The sequence below is a fragment of the Providencia hangzhouensis genome, from assembly GCF_029193595.2.
Lineage (GTDB): Bacteria > Pseudomonadota > Gammaproteobacteria > Enterobacterales > Enterobacteriaceae > Providencia > Providencia hangzhouensis.
The window spans coordinates 4,094,352-4,113,013 of sequence record NZ_CP135052.1; the positions used below are offsets into that span (position 1 = coordinate 4,094,352).

Below are 18,662 nucleotides of genomic sequence, written 5' to 3' on the forward strand. Positions count from 1 at the left end.
GCCACTACAGACTTCTGCGGGTAATATCTGTATGAGTTGGCCTGTGAATTCAGTAGGTTATAGTCTTCTATCGCAGACACGACTATCACAGGATGATGTAGCTTAAATGTGGTAATCACTGTTTGTATTTTTATATCAAGTTAGTAACTTGTTTAGGGATGGCTGGTGGTACTCCTTATCTCGGTCAAATATCTCGAGAACCACATCAGTGGCTTCAATGACTTTCAGGGGACAGGAGCAGTGATTCAGGTCGTCTGTTGTAAAAGCCTCAACGGCATCAGATACTGTCAAGGATCCGCAGAATACGAGTCATCAACGCCGTTATCAACTCGGTGAAAAACACCGTAACCGCTTCTCTGGCTATATTGATATAATCGTCATCATAGCCAGCTTGGCGAAAGTGAGTTTCAATAAACTGCTGTGCCTGACGGGCTCCGTACCCGTTAAGAACCTTGCCTAAAGCAGTGATAAGCATTTTCAAAAAGGACATAGTGAAACCTTAGAGCTACCAGTAGTAGCCTGCAATAAAAAACGTAGGGGGGATGTGAGCACATCCGTTTCAGACAAAACGGATGTTGTGAGGCGTTGATACTAATCCGCAGTGAGGGTTGTACAGACTGACATATCAGCGAGTACCTTATGAATATTGCTGGCGGAGGGGGTGAAACGGGCTACTTTTTTGTTGTTAATCCAGACTTCAAACGATGTTGCTTTTCTAACAGCATCAATGAATGATATCCATGCATTATCCCCATTACGCCAGCCTAAAGACGGGGGAACACCATACTGTTCATCGCCGGTAACCAGCGTGATCTGGGTATTTTCGTCATGTGAACTCAGTATTCTTCCATCCGGCAATGTGACCAGTACACTGTGTTGTAACACCTGAGTATCATCGGGATTACTGGTACAGCTAATGTTCAACTGAGTATCCTGTGAATCGGTGATGATATACTCAAACACACCCATGCCGTAGCCGGAACCCCAGATGTTGGGTACGGCATAAGCGGTGGGGACAGCACTCAGCAGCCCAGCTGTGAGTGCAAGAGATGATAATATTTTCATGGTCTCTCCTTAATTATTACCGATAATTTAAATAGTTAATGACCGTATTTATATTCAGAGCCTTACCCCTGATTTATCGTGTGCGAAACATAGACAGAATATCGATAGAATAAAAATTATTTAATGATAACTCTCCCCGCTGAGCTGCATACACTCTTGCTATAGGGCGTAATAATTTATCTCCAATATGATTAATTACCCGGCTCACCTCTGGCGTATTACTGACTTCAGTCACCACCTGTCCCTTTGACTGATAGAGAGTATATTCTACCGTACCCGTGACTTGCCTAGTGTTTGCCATATCAATAGCGGTTTTATTCACATTCGCGATAAAACTTTTATTATTCTTGTAGCTGGGTTCTTTCATCGCCCTTTGGTTAATATCATCAATCCGCTGTTTTAAATTGTTATTTTCATCATCGGATAGCATGGCTGTGAGATGCACTTTGCAAGTTAACGATTTAACATTCGGATTGCTATCAATAGCGATAGGGTTATCCCAAGTTATCTTCACCGCATGACTCGTTAAACCAGACTGACCGTATGGGTGGAATGTTCTGAAGTCGACTTTATTTAAAGAGTTACTGACAATAACCTCGTTAACTGATTTTAGTACCTCTTCGTTTTCACACGAAAAATTATCTCCACATCCCGTTAGGGTAGATACGACTAGAAGAAATATCGCTGATTTAAACATTTTCATTTAATAATCCTTGATCAGAATAAATTGATTTTTTGAGGAGCAGGGTGATCAGATATTTCATTTCTTCTTTTTAAAGAGACTTTGAATATACCTGCAGAGTGATAATGAATTTATTTATGAATAATCCCGCTGATGTAATCAAAATGAGGAAGAGCACGCATAAATCTCGGGTCCTGCAGGATACGATCAATATGCCTGTTCCGTGCAAAATTGCTGGTGGTCATCACCACATCGGTAATTGCAGAGAGGGTAAAAACTTGAATACGATCCTTTGATACCGCCGCCAGATACCACTCTCCGTCGTGGCAGATGAGTCTGTAAGGTGCGATTGATGACTGAAGATGTTTCCGATGCAGGAAACGTATAAGGCGGTTACGGATGATGGCCTGAACAATGACCTGAAAACCACCAAATAATTCAGGAGCCTGCCGTGGCGGATCATTCCAGATAATACAAGGTGAGCCCTGGCGGTTATCGAGTAGTACTGAAAGCAGTTTAGGATCCAGAACCGGAAAATAATGTGCCACGCTGGTTATCTGGGCAAAGCGCAGAATATCACTATTGGTTCGGAAAGGTCCTCGTGCATCACGGAGACTAACGTGACCGTCGATATATTCAGTGTCGAGATAACGTAGACGCTCACGCAGGTCGCGCTGCACCGTGCGGCCAGAAACGCCAAACTCTTGTGCCAGTTGACTAATATTGAGTGATTCCCCCATAAAGAGGCGGCTGACAAGTATAGCAAGACGTATGGCTAACCGGTCATAGCGGTGTTCCTGTTTAGGCATGATAAGTGCTCCCTGCAGAAAATAGCCGGACCAGCCAGCGGTCGGCAAAAAGTGGATTAACGGGAAATATGTCGCTGATAGAGTCAGGTCACGATAATGCAGACCAGTATGGTGATTCGGTACGCCGAGCCAGAAATGTTGAAAATCATTTATGCTGAAAAAAGAGGTTCGTAACTCTGCCTGTACTAACATGATGGTAAGTTGATGTGTTGGATTGGTCAGATCAAGTCGCATATTGCGGGAAAAGGTAGCCAGCTCTTCTTGGGTCATCTGGTCCAAGCTCTTCCCAAGTACTTTCAATAGCAGAGTGAGTTCAATGGCTTCGGTGGAATTTTTTACGTTGTAGTTCACCTCGAGCTTGTCGTATTCATCTTCAAGGATTTCCCTGTAAGCTACTCCTTGCCGCAGAAGGGCCAAACTCATCAAGGTATTCACGCCATAGCACTGAATCTCAGCAGCTATCTGTTGCCAATAACACCGATGTTCAGCTTTTAGTAAATGGTACTCAATGGTGCTGGTTAAGCTCTCAGCCCTAAGGGTATCACCGTCACGGGGGGCTGTGGTAAGAATGAAAGCCAGCGATTGTAGTTTTTCATTACTACATTGGCCCAGTAGATGTAAATCAGGAGCGTGGCGGTAAACAGCCATTGCTTGCCCTCAGTCAGTATGGTGGAAAGACCATACTGTAAGGGAGTGTGTTGCGCAGATATGTCTTATGAAATGGTGAATTTTTATGCGGATGGCGTTGAATGCGACACTGAGTGTCATAGTCCCGTGACAACTACGACTAAAACATACACATTGAGGTCGGGAAGTGCCGTCATCCATTATGATGATATATATCTGATTTTATAATGAATTACTGCATTTGTTCGAACAAAGACTGTATAGCCATATCCATCAGTTCTGAGTGGTCCATACTGTGTTTTTTTGATAATTCCTTAAGCATCCTGATGCTTTCTTTGCTCAAGCCGAGAAGTTCGGCAGTCTGTTTTTTATCCGTCTCTTTTCTTTTTTCACGTACCTTCTTTTGTGACCAAGCTTTAGTCAACGAGGTGACTAACTCTTTAAAATTATCTTCTCTTGTAAGCAGATAAAGCTGTGTGATTAATGCGTATTTATTATCACTCTCCGTGAGAGGTTCTAAATCAGCCAGGAACATATTCTTTTTCTTTAAGTAACAAATTGAAAAATAAACCGACTCTTTGCTTTTCATCAAAGAGGTGACATTGACCTCACGCCTGCATATCTCTTTACCTCTCTTGTAGTTACAGGATAAATGTGAAATCAGAAGATTTATTTCAGTATTTTTGAATGGCAACAAACTTAAGAAGGTCAAAATGGATTTATAGCGTTCTTTATGTCCGCCTACTACCCTGGGCAGACAAAATGCATCAGAAACGTATTGAGCTTGCGGATTATCCCCCACATCACTGTAGCGATGTATATTATCCGCTCTAAGTAGTTTAAACACATCTCTCCATCTGAGCTGCATCAGGTTCCACCAGAAATAGTGGCATGCCTCGATATCATTTTTAAGCCATACAATACAACTATCTGAGAAAGCGTCACTTTCTACATCTTTTACAAGTTTATTTATCTTATCAAAAGGAGATTTCATTTTATCAGAAGCAACACCAGAACAAATAAAACCTATTAATTCCGAGGCATTGTTGACTATCTGAGGGAAAATTGAGTTTGCTACTGTTATATTGAGCGAGATTAATATGCGCCCGAGCAGAGACAATGGAAAGGTTGAAAGATATTCCCTTATCAGCATTGGTTCATCTCCTGCCAATTCCTGCGCAACTTTGATTCTCATCCTTTTTATACGCTCATCACTCATGTTCATTTCCTTCTCTCAAGCCTCCTTTTAGGATAACTTAAACCAAGGTGTTAATGAAGATTTTTCATGTTAAAAATGATGGTTTATATAGGAAAAAATAAGGAAAAAACGTTCCGTTCATAGCGCATAATCCCTGTAAATACGGGGGGGAAATGGTACTTTAGTGACATAGTTAGCAATTCCCGCTTACAAAGGTAACTCCAGAGTGACTGAAGGACCAGCCAGTAGCACGTTGATGGTGCATGGCCCCCCGGATGCACACACGTTACATAGCATAAGCTGTCGGATTGGTAATATATATACCTGACACATCCTTTCTCTTTGTTACGCTTAAAGCTATGGGTTACCTTCCTAATCCTTCTGTAATCAGAAATGATTTAATCAAGATAGGTTGAAACATCAAATCTCAGTTTTAATTATCTGAAGCATTATTTTTAAGAGTATTTTTTTACAGCTCCAGTCATTGATGTGAAAAAAAACACTGGAGATTTCCATAATGAATTACATCTCTAATCCTTTCTGGCAACAACGTATTACCGACACCTTCCTGAACGCCATTAAGGCTTATCCGCGAGTATTAATGCTGAGGGTTGATCTACGACTACCCAATGCTCCAGCAGCTACAGATGCTGCTGTTATCTCCCGATTTATAGACTCCCTGAAAGTAAAGATTGCAGCGTATCTGCTTCGTAAACACCGCGAGGGCAACCGAAAACGCATGACCGACCTGCGTTATATCTGGGCAAGGGAATATGGAGAACGCAACGGTAAAAAGCATTACCACGTAGTGTTATTGCTTAATCGTGAAGTCTGGTGTTCCGCAGGTAACTATAACGATCCGTCTTCACTGGCAGGGTTAATCAAACAGGCGTGGTGTAGCGCCTTACGGGTGAGTAATTCGGAGTATGCAACGCTGGCACACTTTCCGGAAAGCCCGGTGTACTGGATTGACCGCGGGAATAATGAGCAACTACAGGAGGCATTAGTACGGGCTTCATATCTTGCAAAAGACTATACCAAAGTTACCGGTGATGGCGAACGTAATTTGGGATGCAGTCAACGCTGATTTTTCCGTCAAGATTCGCCCCAGCCTATCGGGGCCGATAAGGCTCTCAGGTATTTTTTTACTGGCAATCCCTATCCTCTGAAGGAGTACTGGCGTGCAATAGAACTCAACCACGCCGGACTCCTCCCATCATTAATTTTCAGAGGGAGATATTCCATGGCTACTATCAATAACCCCATTCTTAGTGCTGAAGACCCACTTATAGACATGACTTTTATCACTACATATACAGGCATGACCGACAAATGGTTTTATAAACTTATTCAGGACGGAGTTTTCCCAAAACCCATCAAGCTGGGACGTAGCTCACGTTGGTTTAAAAGCGAAGTGGAAACCTGGGTGCTACAGCGTGTTGCTGACTCGCGGCGGATAGAAAAATTATGAAACGTACTACGGTATGAAAACTGGGATTATTTACCACTTCCATACCGAGGATAAGCATAAGCGTCAATACAGGGCGTATTGACGCTTATGCAGAAGTTATATTTACTTTCCATGGAAGAAGAACGACGACAGCTGAAAGACTGCTTTGTGCTCATCCTGCACATGTACCTACAGCCGGGCTGTCCGGGTTTTGCCCCTGCCCAGCTCCTGCATAAGTAACTAGTACAGTGTTAGGTTTTGGAAACTGTATCCGCTTCATGCATCAACTTATCTACCAGTGGTTTAAAGAAGGACGGCAAGGGGAGTGGCTCACCTTCTTCATTCAAATTGTGACAGTCAAACCAGACACCGTTCTCATATGCGATAAAGAACGTTTCATCTTCGCTTACCGTAAGCTCGATACATGGCCATGCATCCCCATAGACTGAGTGATAGGTCACGGCAGTGAAAGGCACGTTTCCATCCTCTCTGCGAAGAAGGGCCAACAATTTTTTCGAAAGCACCCAGCTGTGCAGCTCCCGGAAATAGCCGCGAAGGTTTGTCTTACTTAGCAGATACACTTGGTTATCTAATTTGTCGATAATCCTTTCCGAACAGTAGCGAATGGTCTCAGGGTCTTTCACGACCAGTTCACGCCAGCCACCGGGGTTTGATTCCTGAATAATTTCTCGGAGCGTGTTTGACATATCTTCTTTTTTATTCAGCTTATCCAGCAGCTCAATAAACACGCTTTTCTCTGTTACCCTCAGCCAGTTCTCATTACGCTCACGCCAAGACTGATGTGAAGGCAGGCAAAAGGTGTATCGTTGCCCTTTCTGCCATATCAGATAGTCTCCCAATGACAGCAGCGCACGTTCAAGTAGGTGCTCGTAGTTATGCAGAACCTTTTCGTTAAGCACCCAATAGGTTTTCTCTGTCAGAGATATAAATCGGGTTAGATCGTAACCGCTATTATCAGCAGTTTTGGCCCCCTTGAGCAGCCCCCTTATGCGACCTTTAAGATGAGGATGAGATTCTGCCCGAATTAAGGCAGGCTCCCATGCACTATCCAGAATAATCAGCTTTGCTTTAAGAACTTCTTCATCCCACTGCTCGTTAAAACCCAGTCGAACTTCAACTGTACGCAGACAACTGTAAATGTCATCAGCATAGGGGGCCAATTCATTAAGTGAACGAATAATCCCCACTGCAACTTGATTACTATCAATACGCATGGTGTAAAGGAAGTTATCGGTAACACGGCTCCATTGAGCGTGCTGCTCAGCGAAGCGGGCATCGATGGACGATCTCTTGGCAGTAATAAATGCACAAAGTGCATAAAAACGGCATGCTCCGAGTAAGTCAGAGCCCGTCAGAAATTCCATCAGCAAGCTGCGATGTTCAAGGGTTGCGTGCGGAGAGCAAAGAAAATCCAGTATGGTTGAAAGGATCTGAATGTTCCCAGGGTTGAAGGTATCCCTTGCTTCGAATTCTGAGGAACTAAAACCTTCACGGGTGCTTCTCAGGGCGTTGAACCAGGCCGCATTTAGGTTTGCCAAAAGATATGCAGGTTCAGATGACTGACTGCATTCAAGAAGAAACGCCATCCGCTTAAAAAAGCGGAGAAAGAGGGTATCAAAGCTTTCGGTCCTTTCTTTGCTCAGGTTCCAGAACATATCAGTCCATGCCTGATCGATTTTTTCACCAAAGGTCACAGCACCGGGCTGCTGGCTCATTCTGCCTGAGAGCCAAGCTTTGAAATTTTCGAAATCGGTAAGTGATTTTCCCCGCGAATTCATTTTGATATAGAGATCGTCAGAAAGTCCAAATGAGGACAGGTTCAGATACTGGAATACCACTGGCTGGGAGTCAGAACTGCATAGTTTTGCATAAAGCTCACTCGGCACATTACCGAAGCATGATTGAATCGCATTAAGCATCGTCAGGCTGGCGGAGACCGTAGGGTCCTGAAGCCAAGAGTGATAAAACCAGCTGCTATCCGTTATCTGCTCCCGAAGAGTGGGGGCATTCTCCGCAAACTTTAGACCACTGTTGTCGGCTCGCACCAGTGCATGGAAAAACTCCGTTGCGGCGGTGCGAGTCTGATAGGTGAAACGGGATTTGCCCTGATAAGCGAATCGTTCACTAAAATCAGCATATTTCGACTCTTTGTTCGCTAGATACCAGTGCAATAGGAAGAGAGTCGTAAGGCGCTGCTGACCATCGAGGACCGAAAGAGTCGGACGCTCCTCAGTGCTGAGATTTCCATAAATAAAATCGAGATCGAGCGGCAGTGCGTCGACAGGAGCTGTTAGTGCTTGGCTGATCGAATGGAGAAACTGATTGCGAATTTCCCAAGCCTCCTCACGCCCTTGGGCATAATCACGCTGTATGATAGGGATCACAACGTTGCTGACTTCGCTGAATAAGCTGGCGAATGTGATGGTTTTACCTTGTTGCATACGTTGCTCCATCAAAAAATACAGTCAGCGCATCTGTAATTGCGCGTCGATAGCTATCCTGATCCTGAGTATTCCAGAAAGTCATGTCGTGGACGTTACTGCTGTAATATTTGAGAAATACATTTCGTGTACCGGGAGGAACAAATGTTGACGCCTTATCCGCTTCAATGATGCGATTACGCTTGACCGGAAAGATGGCATTTCGGTAGCTTCTGTTAGTTGACTGATCTAAAAGAGTAAGGTTCCCAATGCTGTCATCCCTATCCTGTTGCGACGTACGGCTGTACTCATTCAGAACATCGCTGAAATAGGTTTCAAATTTTTCACTGTCAAATGGCTCCTCCAGAAGCAACATCTCCGCGCGTTCAAAAAGTACATGCTGTGCCGACCCGGCCGGGTATAACCCTTCCTCTGTGATATTGTAAGGCCGGAAATGTTCTCGCATCACCTCCGTCCAAGCCTTCTGTCCACTGATATTTTCCGGCATTTGCGAGCTGACTGACGTAATGTGCTCTATGTCCCAAGCATCGAGTTTGTAATGCCGGAACGGGAAACGGGTAGAGGATGTTTTGTTCGTCAACAAAATGGCAATATTGAAAAGCAGAAGCACAGGACGCAGCGACCGCGCTGGATAGGTCAGCGCGGATAGCGCGGCGTCAATCTGAGTGCTGCAATCGGTTCGCTCCCTGCTCAACGAACCCACGAGTCCCGGCAGAGCAATGCGCAGAATCCTTTTCTTTAGTCCGGTAATGAATTCTGACTTTTTCTCGCAGCTTTCAGATTCGCTAATTAGCTGTGGAATGACGCTCTCACTATTATTGATAAGATAGCCGACAAGATGATAAGTCACGCGTCCACGGTACCATTCATCCAGCAACATAAAGCGCTGTTTAATAAGCCTCCACACTTTTTCTATGCGATCCTGGTCCTGATGCATTTCCTGTAGGTAATGGGCGAACGATAGGAAGATGTAGTGTGGATCCTGACGGGAAATACCTGACTTTAATGAATCTGCAACCAGGCCAAGTATAAACTCTATGCGGTTACTCTCACGGGTATGGTTACTGATGAAATACCAGAAGTCTTCCTGCTGAAGGCGGCGCTCCGTTTCATCCCACTCCTGCGCAATTCTGAGCTGATTAAAGCGAACGCTGAGTTCGGTCACCTGACTGAAATTTCCGGCATTGAGCAGCAGTGCTTTGACCAGCTCTGCGTTGGTTAGCGGGATTTTTCCACGATTAAGCCGGGAAAAGACCTCCGTCACATTTGCCTGATCGCTTAGCTGATACCAGATCACTTTTACATTTTTACCGGCCTCATCATCATTCAGCAGAGTCTGCAAAAAGCTGAACTTATAGACAGGCGGTCGTGAACTGAACCATGCGTCTATTGCTTCCCGAGCCTGATTCATATGATAAAAATCAATATTATCATCTGCGTGTTCGCTATTGATATTGCTAAGGAAACTTGCACTCTCAGGGCGGGTTTCGTAGCGCAGAGAGTACCCTGAATGTCCAAGCATAGCGGCAATGTCTTTCAGATAATGAAGGATAATACAAATAGTTGTCAGGCGCTGCTGACCATCAACCAATTCCCATTCTTCGCCACATTGCTTAATAACAACTGGCTGTAGGCAGTAGAAGGCTTTGCGGGAACTTGACTCGCTGTTTTTCTGAAATTCCGCGATGTCATCCAGCAGATCTGTTACCTGTCTTGGCGTCCAGCGATAGCCCCGCTGGTATGAAGGTATGAAAAAACGCTGTTTCATCAGGTCGCTAATTGGCCTAAGGAGAAGTTCATTGCTCGTGGTCATGTGCCTCCCTGCATGTCTGATTTTTCCGGCCGCATGTTAAGTAGTTTAAGTCAGTTATAACAGTAATAATTAACGTTAACAATCCGATATTCTAAACGCAGGGTCTTTGACCTGCTTCGCTTTTTGCAAATGGTGCGCAGCGGTACATTATCTTTTTCCCAGAGAAGGTAAACCGCCGGAGACAACAATCCTGCGTCCGCCAATGTATTGGTCCATAATGTCTCGTGACTTGGCACTTTTGTTTTTTTTACCCTTTGCCGTTACTTTCTTGTTTTTGCTAGATTTGCTTTTTACAGCAAGTCTTTTCTTGGCATGGGCAAGCAGAATGAGCCGCCCTGACATCAAACTCTGTCTGGAAGTATCCGCCGCATCATAGCCATTCACGATGGTCATTATTTCTTTTTCAATTTCAGATAACGTTTTTTCAGCAACGAATTTTTCTACTACAGCGGAGTATTTTTTATCGAGCAGTTGAGTTATCGCCCATTGATAGGAAACCGTCGTTACACTGTTTTTCTTTGAAGGATTACTACTGATGTAAGAAGAGCTTCGTCTTTCTGAATGGGCTTTATTTCGATGCTTTTCTAATCTTTTCGCGTCTTTCAGAGAAACATTACATACTGGACATTTGCAGGTTTGACGGGCAATAAGCGGTGCCTCAGCTACCGGCTTAGCACGATGAGGTGCCATCTTCCAGCCATGATTGGTTAGCAAATGACTGGACAGCACCGTCACCTCAACTGCAGTATTACACAGAGCACATATGATTTTTTCCATACTCTCCTCCCTCAAGCGATGGATGCTGCAGGACAGGAGCATTGTGCGCCATTATGTTTAGCTTGTCATTATCATCCCAGCCATCCCATCCAAACGCTTCTTGATCTTCTCCCAGTCAGGCATTACCTGCCCCATGAGTCGGTAGAAGCGTTCACTATGGTTATGCTCGGCCAGATGGCAGAGCTCATGCAGAATAACGTAATCAATGCACTCACGCGGGGCCTTTACCAGATTGGGATTCAGGGTCACCCTTCCATTGGGGGAACAACTTCCCCACTGAGTCTGCATAGTAAGAATGCGCAATGGCGGTGAGTCACTGACCCATAACGCTTGCTCCAGCATTGCACTCAACCGTCTGGCGAATACTTCCCGTGCACGGGCCTTATACCAGTCAGTCAGCAACTGTAGAACCTTTTCAGCGCTCTTATGGCGTAAGGTGACTTCCAGCTTGCCACGCAACATTTTTACGCCCTGAACCTCAGAGGGAGCCACTATCACCTTAAGCATGTACTGTTTTCCCAGGTAATAGTGACTCTCACCGCTGATATACTGTCGTGGAGTTATATATTCCAGCTGCTTACGGAAGTCCCGTAGCTGCTGATAGATCCAGCGCCCACGCTTTTCAACGGCATTCAAAACCTGTTGGTCATCGGTATCCTGCGGCGCGGATACTACAACCCGGCAGTCGGGGTGAACTTTTATCAGGATGCGTCCATTTACCAACAGTCGGGGTTTACACTCGAAGGTAATACGTTCATCACCGTAAATGAAGCTCATTGATCTTTCGCCCACAATTTAGACTCCGCTCAACCCTACGCGGGTAATCTGGACGATCATTTCCACAATCTTTTTCGCCTGATCCATTCCGCCATCTATTGCCTTACACTCTTTAAACATCATCGGTAGAAGCTTCTTGCGAATATCAGCCTCGATATTTTGCGGATTGATCGAGTTCTCAGCCACAGAGATATCAACAGCCTGGTCTACTTCAAAAGCAAGCTTCACCCACTTACCGATAACTTGAGAATCGGTAACGGCAAAAACCTCCGGCAGTACTTTTTTGTACACACCGAAGTAAGCCTGTGCATGGTGATTACCAGCAAATACGTCAGGTATTTCGTTCAGCCGCCGATCTTGTACTTGCTCCTCAAATTCACGAAATAGCATGTACTGCTTGAGAGGGTGATCAAACAGTTTTTCCGTCTCTTCAATAGCCAGGCGCAGTAACTTCGAGAAGGCTTCCTGGGCATAAGGATCATCACGTAAATCCTGCTCAATCATGCGGGTTACGCGGGTTTTGATAATATCCGTTTCGTTGCGAGTTTTATCCTCGCTCCACTCTTCGGGCCGCTGTCCCATTTTGCTGACTTCATACACTCCATCAGGCTCTCGGACTTCTACGCCAACAACGTGTTTATCCAGCAACTTTTTAACCTGTTCGGTGTACTGCTCATAATCTACCGTCTCACCGGCATCCTGCTTCACCAGCTGGCGCAAGCTGGTAAATTGCCTCAGCGTCTCTTTATAGTGCTGGCGATCCTCTTCGCTGAAACTCTTATCCTCAAAGAAGGTAGCCGACTGCAACGCCACTTTCAGGCAGCTGGCAAATTGCGTGAGTGCCTCATAAAAGTCTTCACGGACTTTAAGATGCACATCAACCATTTCTCCATGCTTTTCTTCAGTGCGCGGCACCAGTACCTGACGGAGTTGCTCAATATCGTTTTTGTTTTTTACACCTGCGAAAATCGCCCACAGATTTTTATACAGCTGGGGAAGACGCTTGTACTCCGTACTCATCTGGCCGTACAGCCCCACCAGATCGTCGATGTCAAACCCGCCCTGCGTGCGGGATGCCAGCTTCTGGTAATCCTCAATGGTGGTATCCAGCTCTTTGAGGATGCCCCGATAATCGATTAGCAGACCAAATTTTTTCTTAGGGTGGAGTCGGTTAACACGGGCTATTGCCTGAATAAGGTTATGCCCTTTAAGAGGCTTATCGATGTAAAGCACTGCATTTTTGGGTTCATCAAAGCCGGTAAGTAATTTATCGACCACAATAAGTAGCTTCAGCGAATCATCTTTATCAAAACGCTCAATGACATTGCGCGTGTAAATCTGCTCATCCTGAGAGCCGACATTATCTTGCCACCATTTGGTCACATCAGGGATGCCAGATTCATCCACCTCGGTATTCCCTTCACGCGTGTCAGGAGAACTAATGACTACTGCAGACTCAAACAGCCCGGCTTCATCAAGATACTTTTTGTATTTTATCGCTGCTGCTTTACTGTCACAGGCAAGTTGCCCTTTCAAACCATCATCGATGTTTTTGACAAAATGGTTGGCGATATCCAGTGCAATAAGGTGGATGCGGTCGTCGGCATTATAGACCTGCCCTTTATTAGCAAACTTACGCTTCAAGTCGGCTTTTTGTTTATCTGTTAACCCCTCAGTGATACGGTCAAACCAACTATCTATAGCTCGTTCGTTAACATTCAGCTCGGGCGGCCGCTCTTCGTAGAGAAGCGGAGTGACGGTTTTGTCCTCTACCGCACGCTGCATGGTGTAAGCATGAACGATGGGACCAAATTTATTAGTGGTTTTATCATCTTTCAGCAATGGCGTACCGGTGAAAGCAACAAAAGCCGCGTTGGGTAGAGCCAGCTTCATGCGTTGATGACTCTCACCGCCATGGCTACGGTGGCCTTCATCAATCAACACGATGATATCAGAGCTGGTATTCACGCACTCTGGCAGGCGGGTGGCCGTGTTAAATTTCTGAATCAACGAGAAGAGAATGCGCTCAGTCCCCTTACCTATCTGTTCGGCTAAACGTCTGCCAGAGGTGGCAATGGCATCGGCTTTATCCCTTTTACCTGCCAGTTCCCCGGTTGAGATAAAGGTGCGGCTGAGCTGGTTTTCCAAATCGATGCGATCGGTTACCACGATGATGCGGCACTGCTTGAGAGTTTCACTCAGAATCAGCGCCTTGCTGAGGAAAACCATCGTCAGCGACTTACCAGAACCCGTGGTATGCCAGATAACCCCACCGTTGCGGCTACCATCAGGATTCTTCGTTTCGATACGCTGTAGCAGTCGTTTGATACTGAATACCTGCTGATATCGGGCAATGACCTTACCGGCTCTCTTATCAAACAATGTGAAGAAGCGAGCCATATCCAGCATGCGCTCGGGTAACAGAAGGCTTATAAGCAACTGATCCTGACCCGTTAAAGCTAGCTCGCCCCCTGCGATCAGGTTCTGATACCATTCCAGGCATGCAACCGGGCGGTGACTGAAGATTGAATCCACCTGCTGCGCGTTAAGTTTGCGGTTTTTTATGGTAAGCATCTCCAGATCGGAGATATCTTCTTCCCGCCATGTAGCCCAAAACTTTGCTTGTGTTCCGCAAGTCCCGTAACGCCCATCATGACCGTTTATCGATAGTAAGACCTGGCTATAGGCAAACAGTCGCGGAATTTCATCATGACGCTGGTTTCGCAGGCTTTGTGAGATCCCCTCGTCAATAGTCGGTCCTTTTTTAGCATTGCCGTCCGGACGCTTAGCCTCAATAACTACCAATGGAATACCATTCACAAAGCAGACAATATCTGGTCTGCGCACCTCAATGCCGTTAGCGCGTGTCACGCTGAACTCTTCGGTGAAAACAAAGCTGTTGTTCTTCGGGTTGTTCCAATCGATCAACGAGATAGTTGGGTTCGCCCGTTTGCCATCGATAAACTCCGTTACTGAGATGCCGTACAAAAGGTGGTTGTACAAGTGCTCATTGGCAGTAATCAGACCCTGATTTAATGCGGGACTGTTAACTTCGGCAATTAGGCTATCAATCGCTTTGTCGGAAATGACATGCTCTTTACCGGCAAAGATAAACGTTCTCTTGGCTAACTGTTCACGCAAAATCTGGTTTAAGACCACCTGATCTGCCTTGCCTGCTCGCGCAGACATGGCTTGCTGAGGTGAAATATATGTCCAGCCTAAATTGCTCAAGAGAGCCAGTGCCGGGAGTTTGGCGCTGTACTCTTCCTGGAATTTTGGCGCGATCTGCATACTCATGATGTTCCCTTATCTTTATCGGCTTTCCAGTGCAGTAGTTCGGTAATATCCTTTTCACCCTCAGCCTCTTTTAACAAACGCCGCTGCTCTGCAAATCTTGCATATTCACCCTGAGCTTTTTCATCTGCCATTTTCTTACAGACAGTCCCAGCGCCCTGTAGCACATTGCGGTCGTTGAACTGCAGGAATTGATCCAGCTTCTCCTGCCAGTCCTGCAAAAAAACCTGCTGACGGCGCAGCGCCTGATCTTCGGCATAGTCCAGCCACATATTCACTACACGGTTCAGCTCACTGACCTCTTTTTGGATCAGGTAATTCTTAGCAACCGTGACATCGCCTTTTCGCACGTCATTGCCTTTATAGCCGGTGAGCCCCATATGAGGCCGGCTGGCATCTGCCCGCTGGTGGATCAGCTCAGCGGCTGTACGCCCAGTGCAGGCAAAGTGCAGTTTGTTCTGGATGGTTTGAAAGAGGAGGGTGGTCTCTTTCAGAGTCGGCTGATAATCAGCAGCCAGCGCGAAAATCTCCCGCACACGCAGATAGACGCGCCGCTCGCTGGCACGAATATCTCGGATACGTTCCAGCATCTCGTCAAAGTAGTCGGACACCACAGAAGAGCCAACGGGCGGACTCTTCAACCGCTCGTCATCCATCACAAACCCTTTAATCAGATATTCCTGTAGGGTTTGCGTGGCCCACTGACGGAACTGAGTCCCCCGAACTGAGCGAACACGATAGCCTACGGCCAATATGGCTTCGAGACTGTAGTGCTCTATCTCTCTGGAAACCTGACGCTTTCCTTCCTGGCGAACTATCCGGAATTTCCGGATAGTTGAATTTTGACCAAGTTCGCCTTCTGAAAAGATGTTGATCAGGTGCTCGTTGATGGTACGAACATCCTTATCATATAGCTCAGCCATGGATGCCTGAGTGAGCCAAAGCGTATCTGACTGAAAGCGACACTCAACGCGTGCGCGCCCATCTTCACTTAGGAACAGCAGGAATTCACCTGCTGGAGGTTGAGGTAAGTGTTTATCAGTCATGCGGCGTCCACCTTAACCCGGCGTTTGCCGGTAAGCAGTTGCTGCATCAGGGCTTTTTTTTCTTGTTTTAGGTGGTTGAGTTTTTGTTTTAGAGTTTCTATCTCACCATCCGCACAGGAAAGAGCAGAAGCGATCTTTCGTTGTTCAGCTATCTCAGGGATAGCTATAACTTGATTAGAAAATATAGATATCCAGTGACGTTGATGCCCCCCAATTTTGAAATCAAGCATCTGCATAGCTTCGAATACATACTTTATAGAAACACCATCTCTTGCAGTAAGGATTTTCATTGCGCTTGATTTAGCTTTAAAAGGAAAATCAACAAATTTACTATCTGTTGTGAAATCATCAAAGATTATCACGGGTAATTTCCCTCTATATATACCTTCTAATTCATTGGTATAGCCAAGAATAAATGTCTTTCCAGCCGTAAGAACTGGGATGTCATAATCATCATTATAATCTGTTGAATTTACCAAATAGGGGGTAGGTTGTTTATATTCAAGCAACTCCCCTAACTCTTTACGCTCCCATTTTCCGTTAAACTCAGGGAAGCGCTTCTTACCGGTTAACAATTGCTGCCTCAGTGCTTTTTTCTGCTGCTGGCTATTGGCAAGTAGCCGCTCAGTGGTGGCGATCGCCATATCCCAATTAGAAAAAATTTGAGCTATTTTTTTTTGCTCTAGTAAGGGCGGAAGAATAAATTTCAGTTTCTTTAAGTTTGTCCCTGAAAGATTTTTCTGCACACCACCAGAAGATAAATTATGTATATCTCGCTGAAGGTGTTCTGATTTCAGAAGTGAATGTATATACTTAGGATGAACATTGTCCTTTAAAATAAATCGAATCAAGAATGCCCCTGCAATTATGGGCTTATCTTGCTTTTCAAAAAGACAAGGAATACCGCAAGTACCAGATCTCGTTATAAGGAGATCATTACTCTTCAGGTAATGAGTCTCAAAAGAGTCAGGGAGGTTTGCATAAGGTATTGTTTTGTAATCAATATTACCTTCACTATCTAAATCAGTAGTGCGTATCGCTCCAACATTTCCATTATCACTATAAAGCTCAGCGGAAAATCTTGGTCCAAAGGCACTCTCATGGATAACTTCACCTAATGTAACTACCTTCCACCCTTCAGGCATCATAACCCAACTCCTCCAGATACTTCGCCATCTCCACTTCTAGCTCAGCCAATTGCGATTGCAGTTGTTCACGCTCGGCACGGATCTCTATTAGATTAATTTCTTTTTCTTCTTCAAAGGTATCAACATAGCGGGGGATATTAAGGTTGTAATCGTTGTCGCGGATCTCCTGCAGACTGGCAAGATAAGCATATTTTTCGACGTTATCGCCATTGCAGTAGGTTTTAACGATTTTGGTAATATTTTCCGGAGTTAGCTGATTTTGATTTTTGCCTAACTTAAAATCACGACTGGCGTCGATAAACAACACGTTATCGTCCACTTTACTCTTTTTAAAGATCAGGATTGCTGCAGGTATACCTGTACCGAAGAATAACTTTTCTGGCAAACCAATCACCGCATCAAGAAGATTTTCTTCAATCAACTTCTGACGGATTTTTCCTTCACTGGAACCACGGAACAACACTCCATGAGGAACCACCACACCCATACGTCCGGTTTTCGGCTTCATGGTCTCGATCATATGCAGGATAAAGGCAAAATCGCCCTTGGTTTTTGGCGGTAGTCCGCGCCGGAACCGGCTAAAATGATCGTCTTTTACATCATCGATCCCCCATTTCTCCAGTGAGAAAGGTGGATTCGCGGTTACCACATCAAATAGCATTAGGTTAGCATTTTTATCGAGTAGCTTGGGGTTACGGATCGTGTCACCCCACTCAATTTTATGGTTATCCTCGCCGTGCAGAAACATGTTCATTTTAGCCAGCGACCAGGTGGAACCAATTGCCTCCTGACCATAAAGCTCATAATTCTTGCTATGGTGCTGTTGAGCCACCCACTTGCCACATTTCATCAAAAGCGAAGCAGAGCCACAGGTTGGGTCACAGATCGATTCCCCTGGCTGTGGGTCAAGCAAAGCTGCGAGCAGATCTGACACTTCAGGTGGCGTATAGTACTCTCCGGCTTTCTGACCGCTGTTCGCAGCAAACTTGCCAATCAAATACTCATAAGCGTTACCAATTACATCTAATCCCCCCACCCGACTAGGCTTAAGATTCAGCTCTGGATGAGTAAAATCTTCGAGTAGCTGCTTTAAAATCAGATTCTTTTGTTTTTCATCACCAAGCTTATTGGTATTAAATGAAATTTCCTGGAACACGCTCTTGCTACCATCTTTCAGCTTGGTGCCGTTAGCTTCTTCAATTGCGTGTAGAGCTACATCGATACGTTCACCGTTACCCGCCTCACTTCGACGCTTATAGAGAGCATAAAAGCTAGCATCTTTCGGTAGAACAAAGCGTTCATTCTTCATCATCTCTTCAATCAGCTCTGGTTCATCGCCATACTGGGCTTTGTAGCCATCATAGTGATCCTGCCAAACATCCGAGATGTACTTCAGAAACAGCATAGTAAGAATAAAATCTTTGTAAGTATCAGGGCTGATGGTGCCACGGAAAGTGTCACATACGCCCCATAGCACGCGATTGATGCGGTCCTGATCGATCATATTGCTCATA

At 45.3% G+C, this 18,662-nt stretch carries 15 protein-coding genes; 2 read left to right on the forward strand and 13 right to left on the reverse strand.

The window, feature by feature from the left end:
- Positions 1–277 precede the first annotated feature (277 nt).
- From PZ638_RS18690 to PZ638_RS18710, 5 genes are all read right to left on the reverse strand, one after another.
- Positions 278–490, reverse strand: a complete 213-nt coding sequence (locus PZ638_RS18690) for a hypothetical protein (protein WP_275612230.1) — start codon at positions 488–490, stop codon at positions 278–280.
- 101 nt (positions 491–591) lie between these two features.
- Complete coding sequence (locus tag PZ638_RS18695) at positions 592–1,065, reverse strand: hypothetical protein (RefSeq protein WP_275612231.1); 474 nt, start codon at positions 1,063–1,065, stop codon at positions 592–594.
- Positions 1,066–1,138: 73 nt separating this feature from the next.
- A complete protein-coding gene (locus tag PZ638_RS18700; protein WP_275612232.1) occupies positions 1,139–1,768 on the reverse strand; it encodes a hypothetical protein in 630 nt (209 codons plus the stop codon).
- Positions 1,769–1,878: 110 nt separating this feature from the next.
- On the reverse strand, positions 1,879–3,204 hold the full coding sequence (locus PZ638_RS18705) for a WYL domain-containing protein (protein ID WP_275612233.1): 1,326 nt from the start codon (positions 3,202–3,204) through the stop codon (positions 1,879–1,881).
- A gap of 211 nt (positions 3,205–3,415) precedes the next feature.
- Positions 3,416–4,402, reverse strand: coding sequence for a hypothetical protein (locus PZ638_RS18710; RefSeq protein ID WP_275612234.1), 987 nt, complete (start codon positions 4,400–4,402; stop codon positions 3,416–3,418).
- Positions 4,403–4,898: 496 nt separating this feature from the next.
- On the opposite strand from PZ638_RS18710, the gene PZ638_RS18715 reads away from it, so the two are divergent.
- Both PZ638_RS18715 and PZ638_RS18720 read left to right on the forward strand, forming a co-directional pair.
- The gene (locus PZ638_RS18715) at positions 4,899–5,468 is read left to right on the forward strand and encodes an inovirus Gp2 family protein (RefSeq protein ID WP_275612235.1); all 570 of its coding nucleotides are present in this window, start codon (positions 4,899–4,901) and stop codon (positions 5,466–5,468) included.
- A 156-nt stretch (positions 5,469–5,624) separates the two neighbouring features.
- Entirely contained in the window at positions 5,625–5,852 is a 228-nt protein-coding gene (locus PZ638_RS18720) for a helix-turn-helix transcriptional regulator (RefSeq protein WP_275612236.1), read from the forward strand.
- A 230-nt stretch (positions 5,853–6,082) separates the two neighbouring features.
- Here PZ638_RS18720 and PZ638_RS18725 read toward each other — a convergent pair whose 3' ends face one another.
- From PZ638_RS18725 to PZ638_RS18760, 8 genes are all read right to left on the reverse strand, one after another.
- On the reverse strand, positions 6,083–8,293 hold the full coding sequence (locus PZ638_RS18725; protein WP_275612237.1) for a DUF262 domain-containing protein: 2,211 nt from the start codon (positions 8,291–8,293) through the stop codon (positions 6,083–6,085).
- Positions 8,280–10,106 carry a DUF262 domain-containing protein gene (locus PZ638_RS18730; protein ID WP_196735859.1) on the reverse strand — a complete coding sequence of 609 codons (1,827 nt, stop codon included), beginning with the start codon at positions 10,104–10,106 and terminating at the stop codon, positions 8,280–8,282. Before PZ638_RS18730 ends, PZ638_RS18725 begins: the two co-directional genes overlap by 14 nt.
- A 147-nt stretch (positions 10,107–10,253) precedes the next feature.
- The gene (locus tag PZ638_RS18735) at positions 10,254–10,883 is read right to left on the reverse strand and encodes a hypothetical protein (protein ID WP_275612238.1); all 630 of its coding nucleotides are present in this window, start codon (positions 10,881–10,883) and stop codon (positions 10,254–10,256) included.
- Between the two features lie 57 nt (positions 10,884–10,940).
- Positions 10,941–11,660, reverse strand: a complete 720-nt coding sequence (locus PZ638_RS18740) for a M48 family metallopeptidase (protein WP_275612246.1) — start codon at positions 11,658–11,660, stop codon at positions 10,941–10,943.
- A gap of 18 nt (positions 11,661–11,678) precedes the next feature.
- Positions 11,679–14,957: a type I restriction endonuclease subunit R gene (locus PZ638_RS18745; RefSeq protein ID WP_275612239.1), complete on the reverse strand. Its 3,279-nt coding sequence runs from the start codon at positions 14,955–14,957 to the stop codon at positions 11,679–11,681.
- Positions 14,954–16,000, reverse strand: coding sequence for a virulence RhuM family protein (locus PZ638_RS18750; protein ID WP_275612240.1), 1,047 nt, complete (start codon positions 15,998–16,000; stop codon positions 14,954–14,956). The genes PZ638_RS18745 and PZ638_RS18750 overlap by 4 nt, the downstream gene beginning before the upstream one ends.
- A complete protein-coding gene (locus PZ638_RS18755) occupies positions 15,997–17,148 on the reverse strand; it encodes a restriction endonuclease subunit S (RefSeq protein WP_275612241.1) in 1,152 nt (383 codons plus the stop codon). Before PZ638_RS18755 ends, PZ638_RS18750 begins: the two co-directional genes overlap by 4 nt.
- Positions 17,138–18,661 (reverse strand): type I restriction-modification system subunit M, encoded by a 1,524-nt coding sequence (locus PZ638_RS18760; protein ID WP_275612242.1) that lies wholly within the window; start codon positions 18,659–18,661, stop codon positions 17,138–17,140. The genes PZ638_RS18755 and PZ638_RS18760 overlap by 11 nt, the downstream gene beginning before the upstream one ends.
- Between the last annotated feature and the right edge of the window lies 1 nt (position 18,662).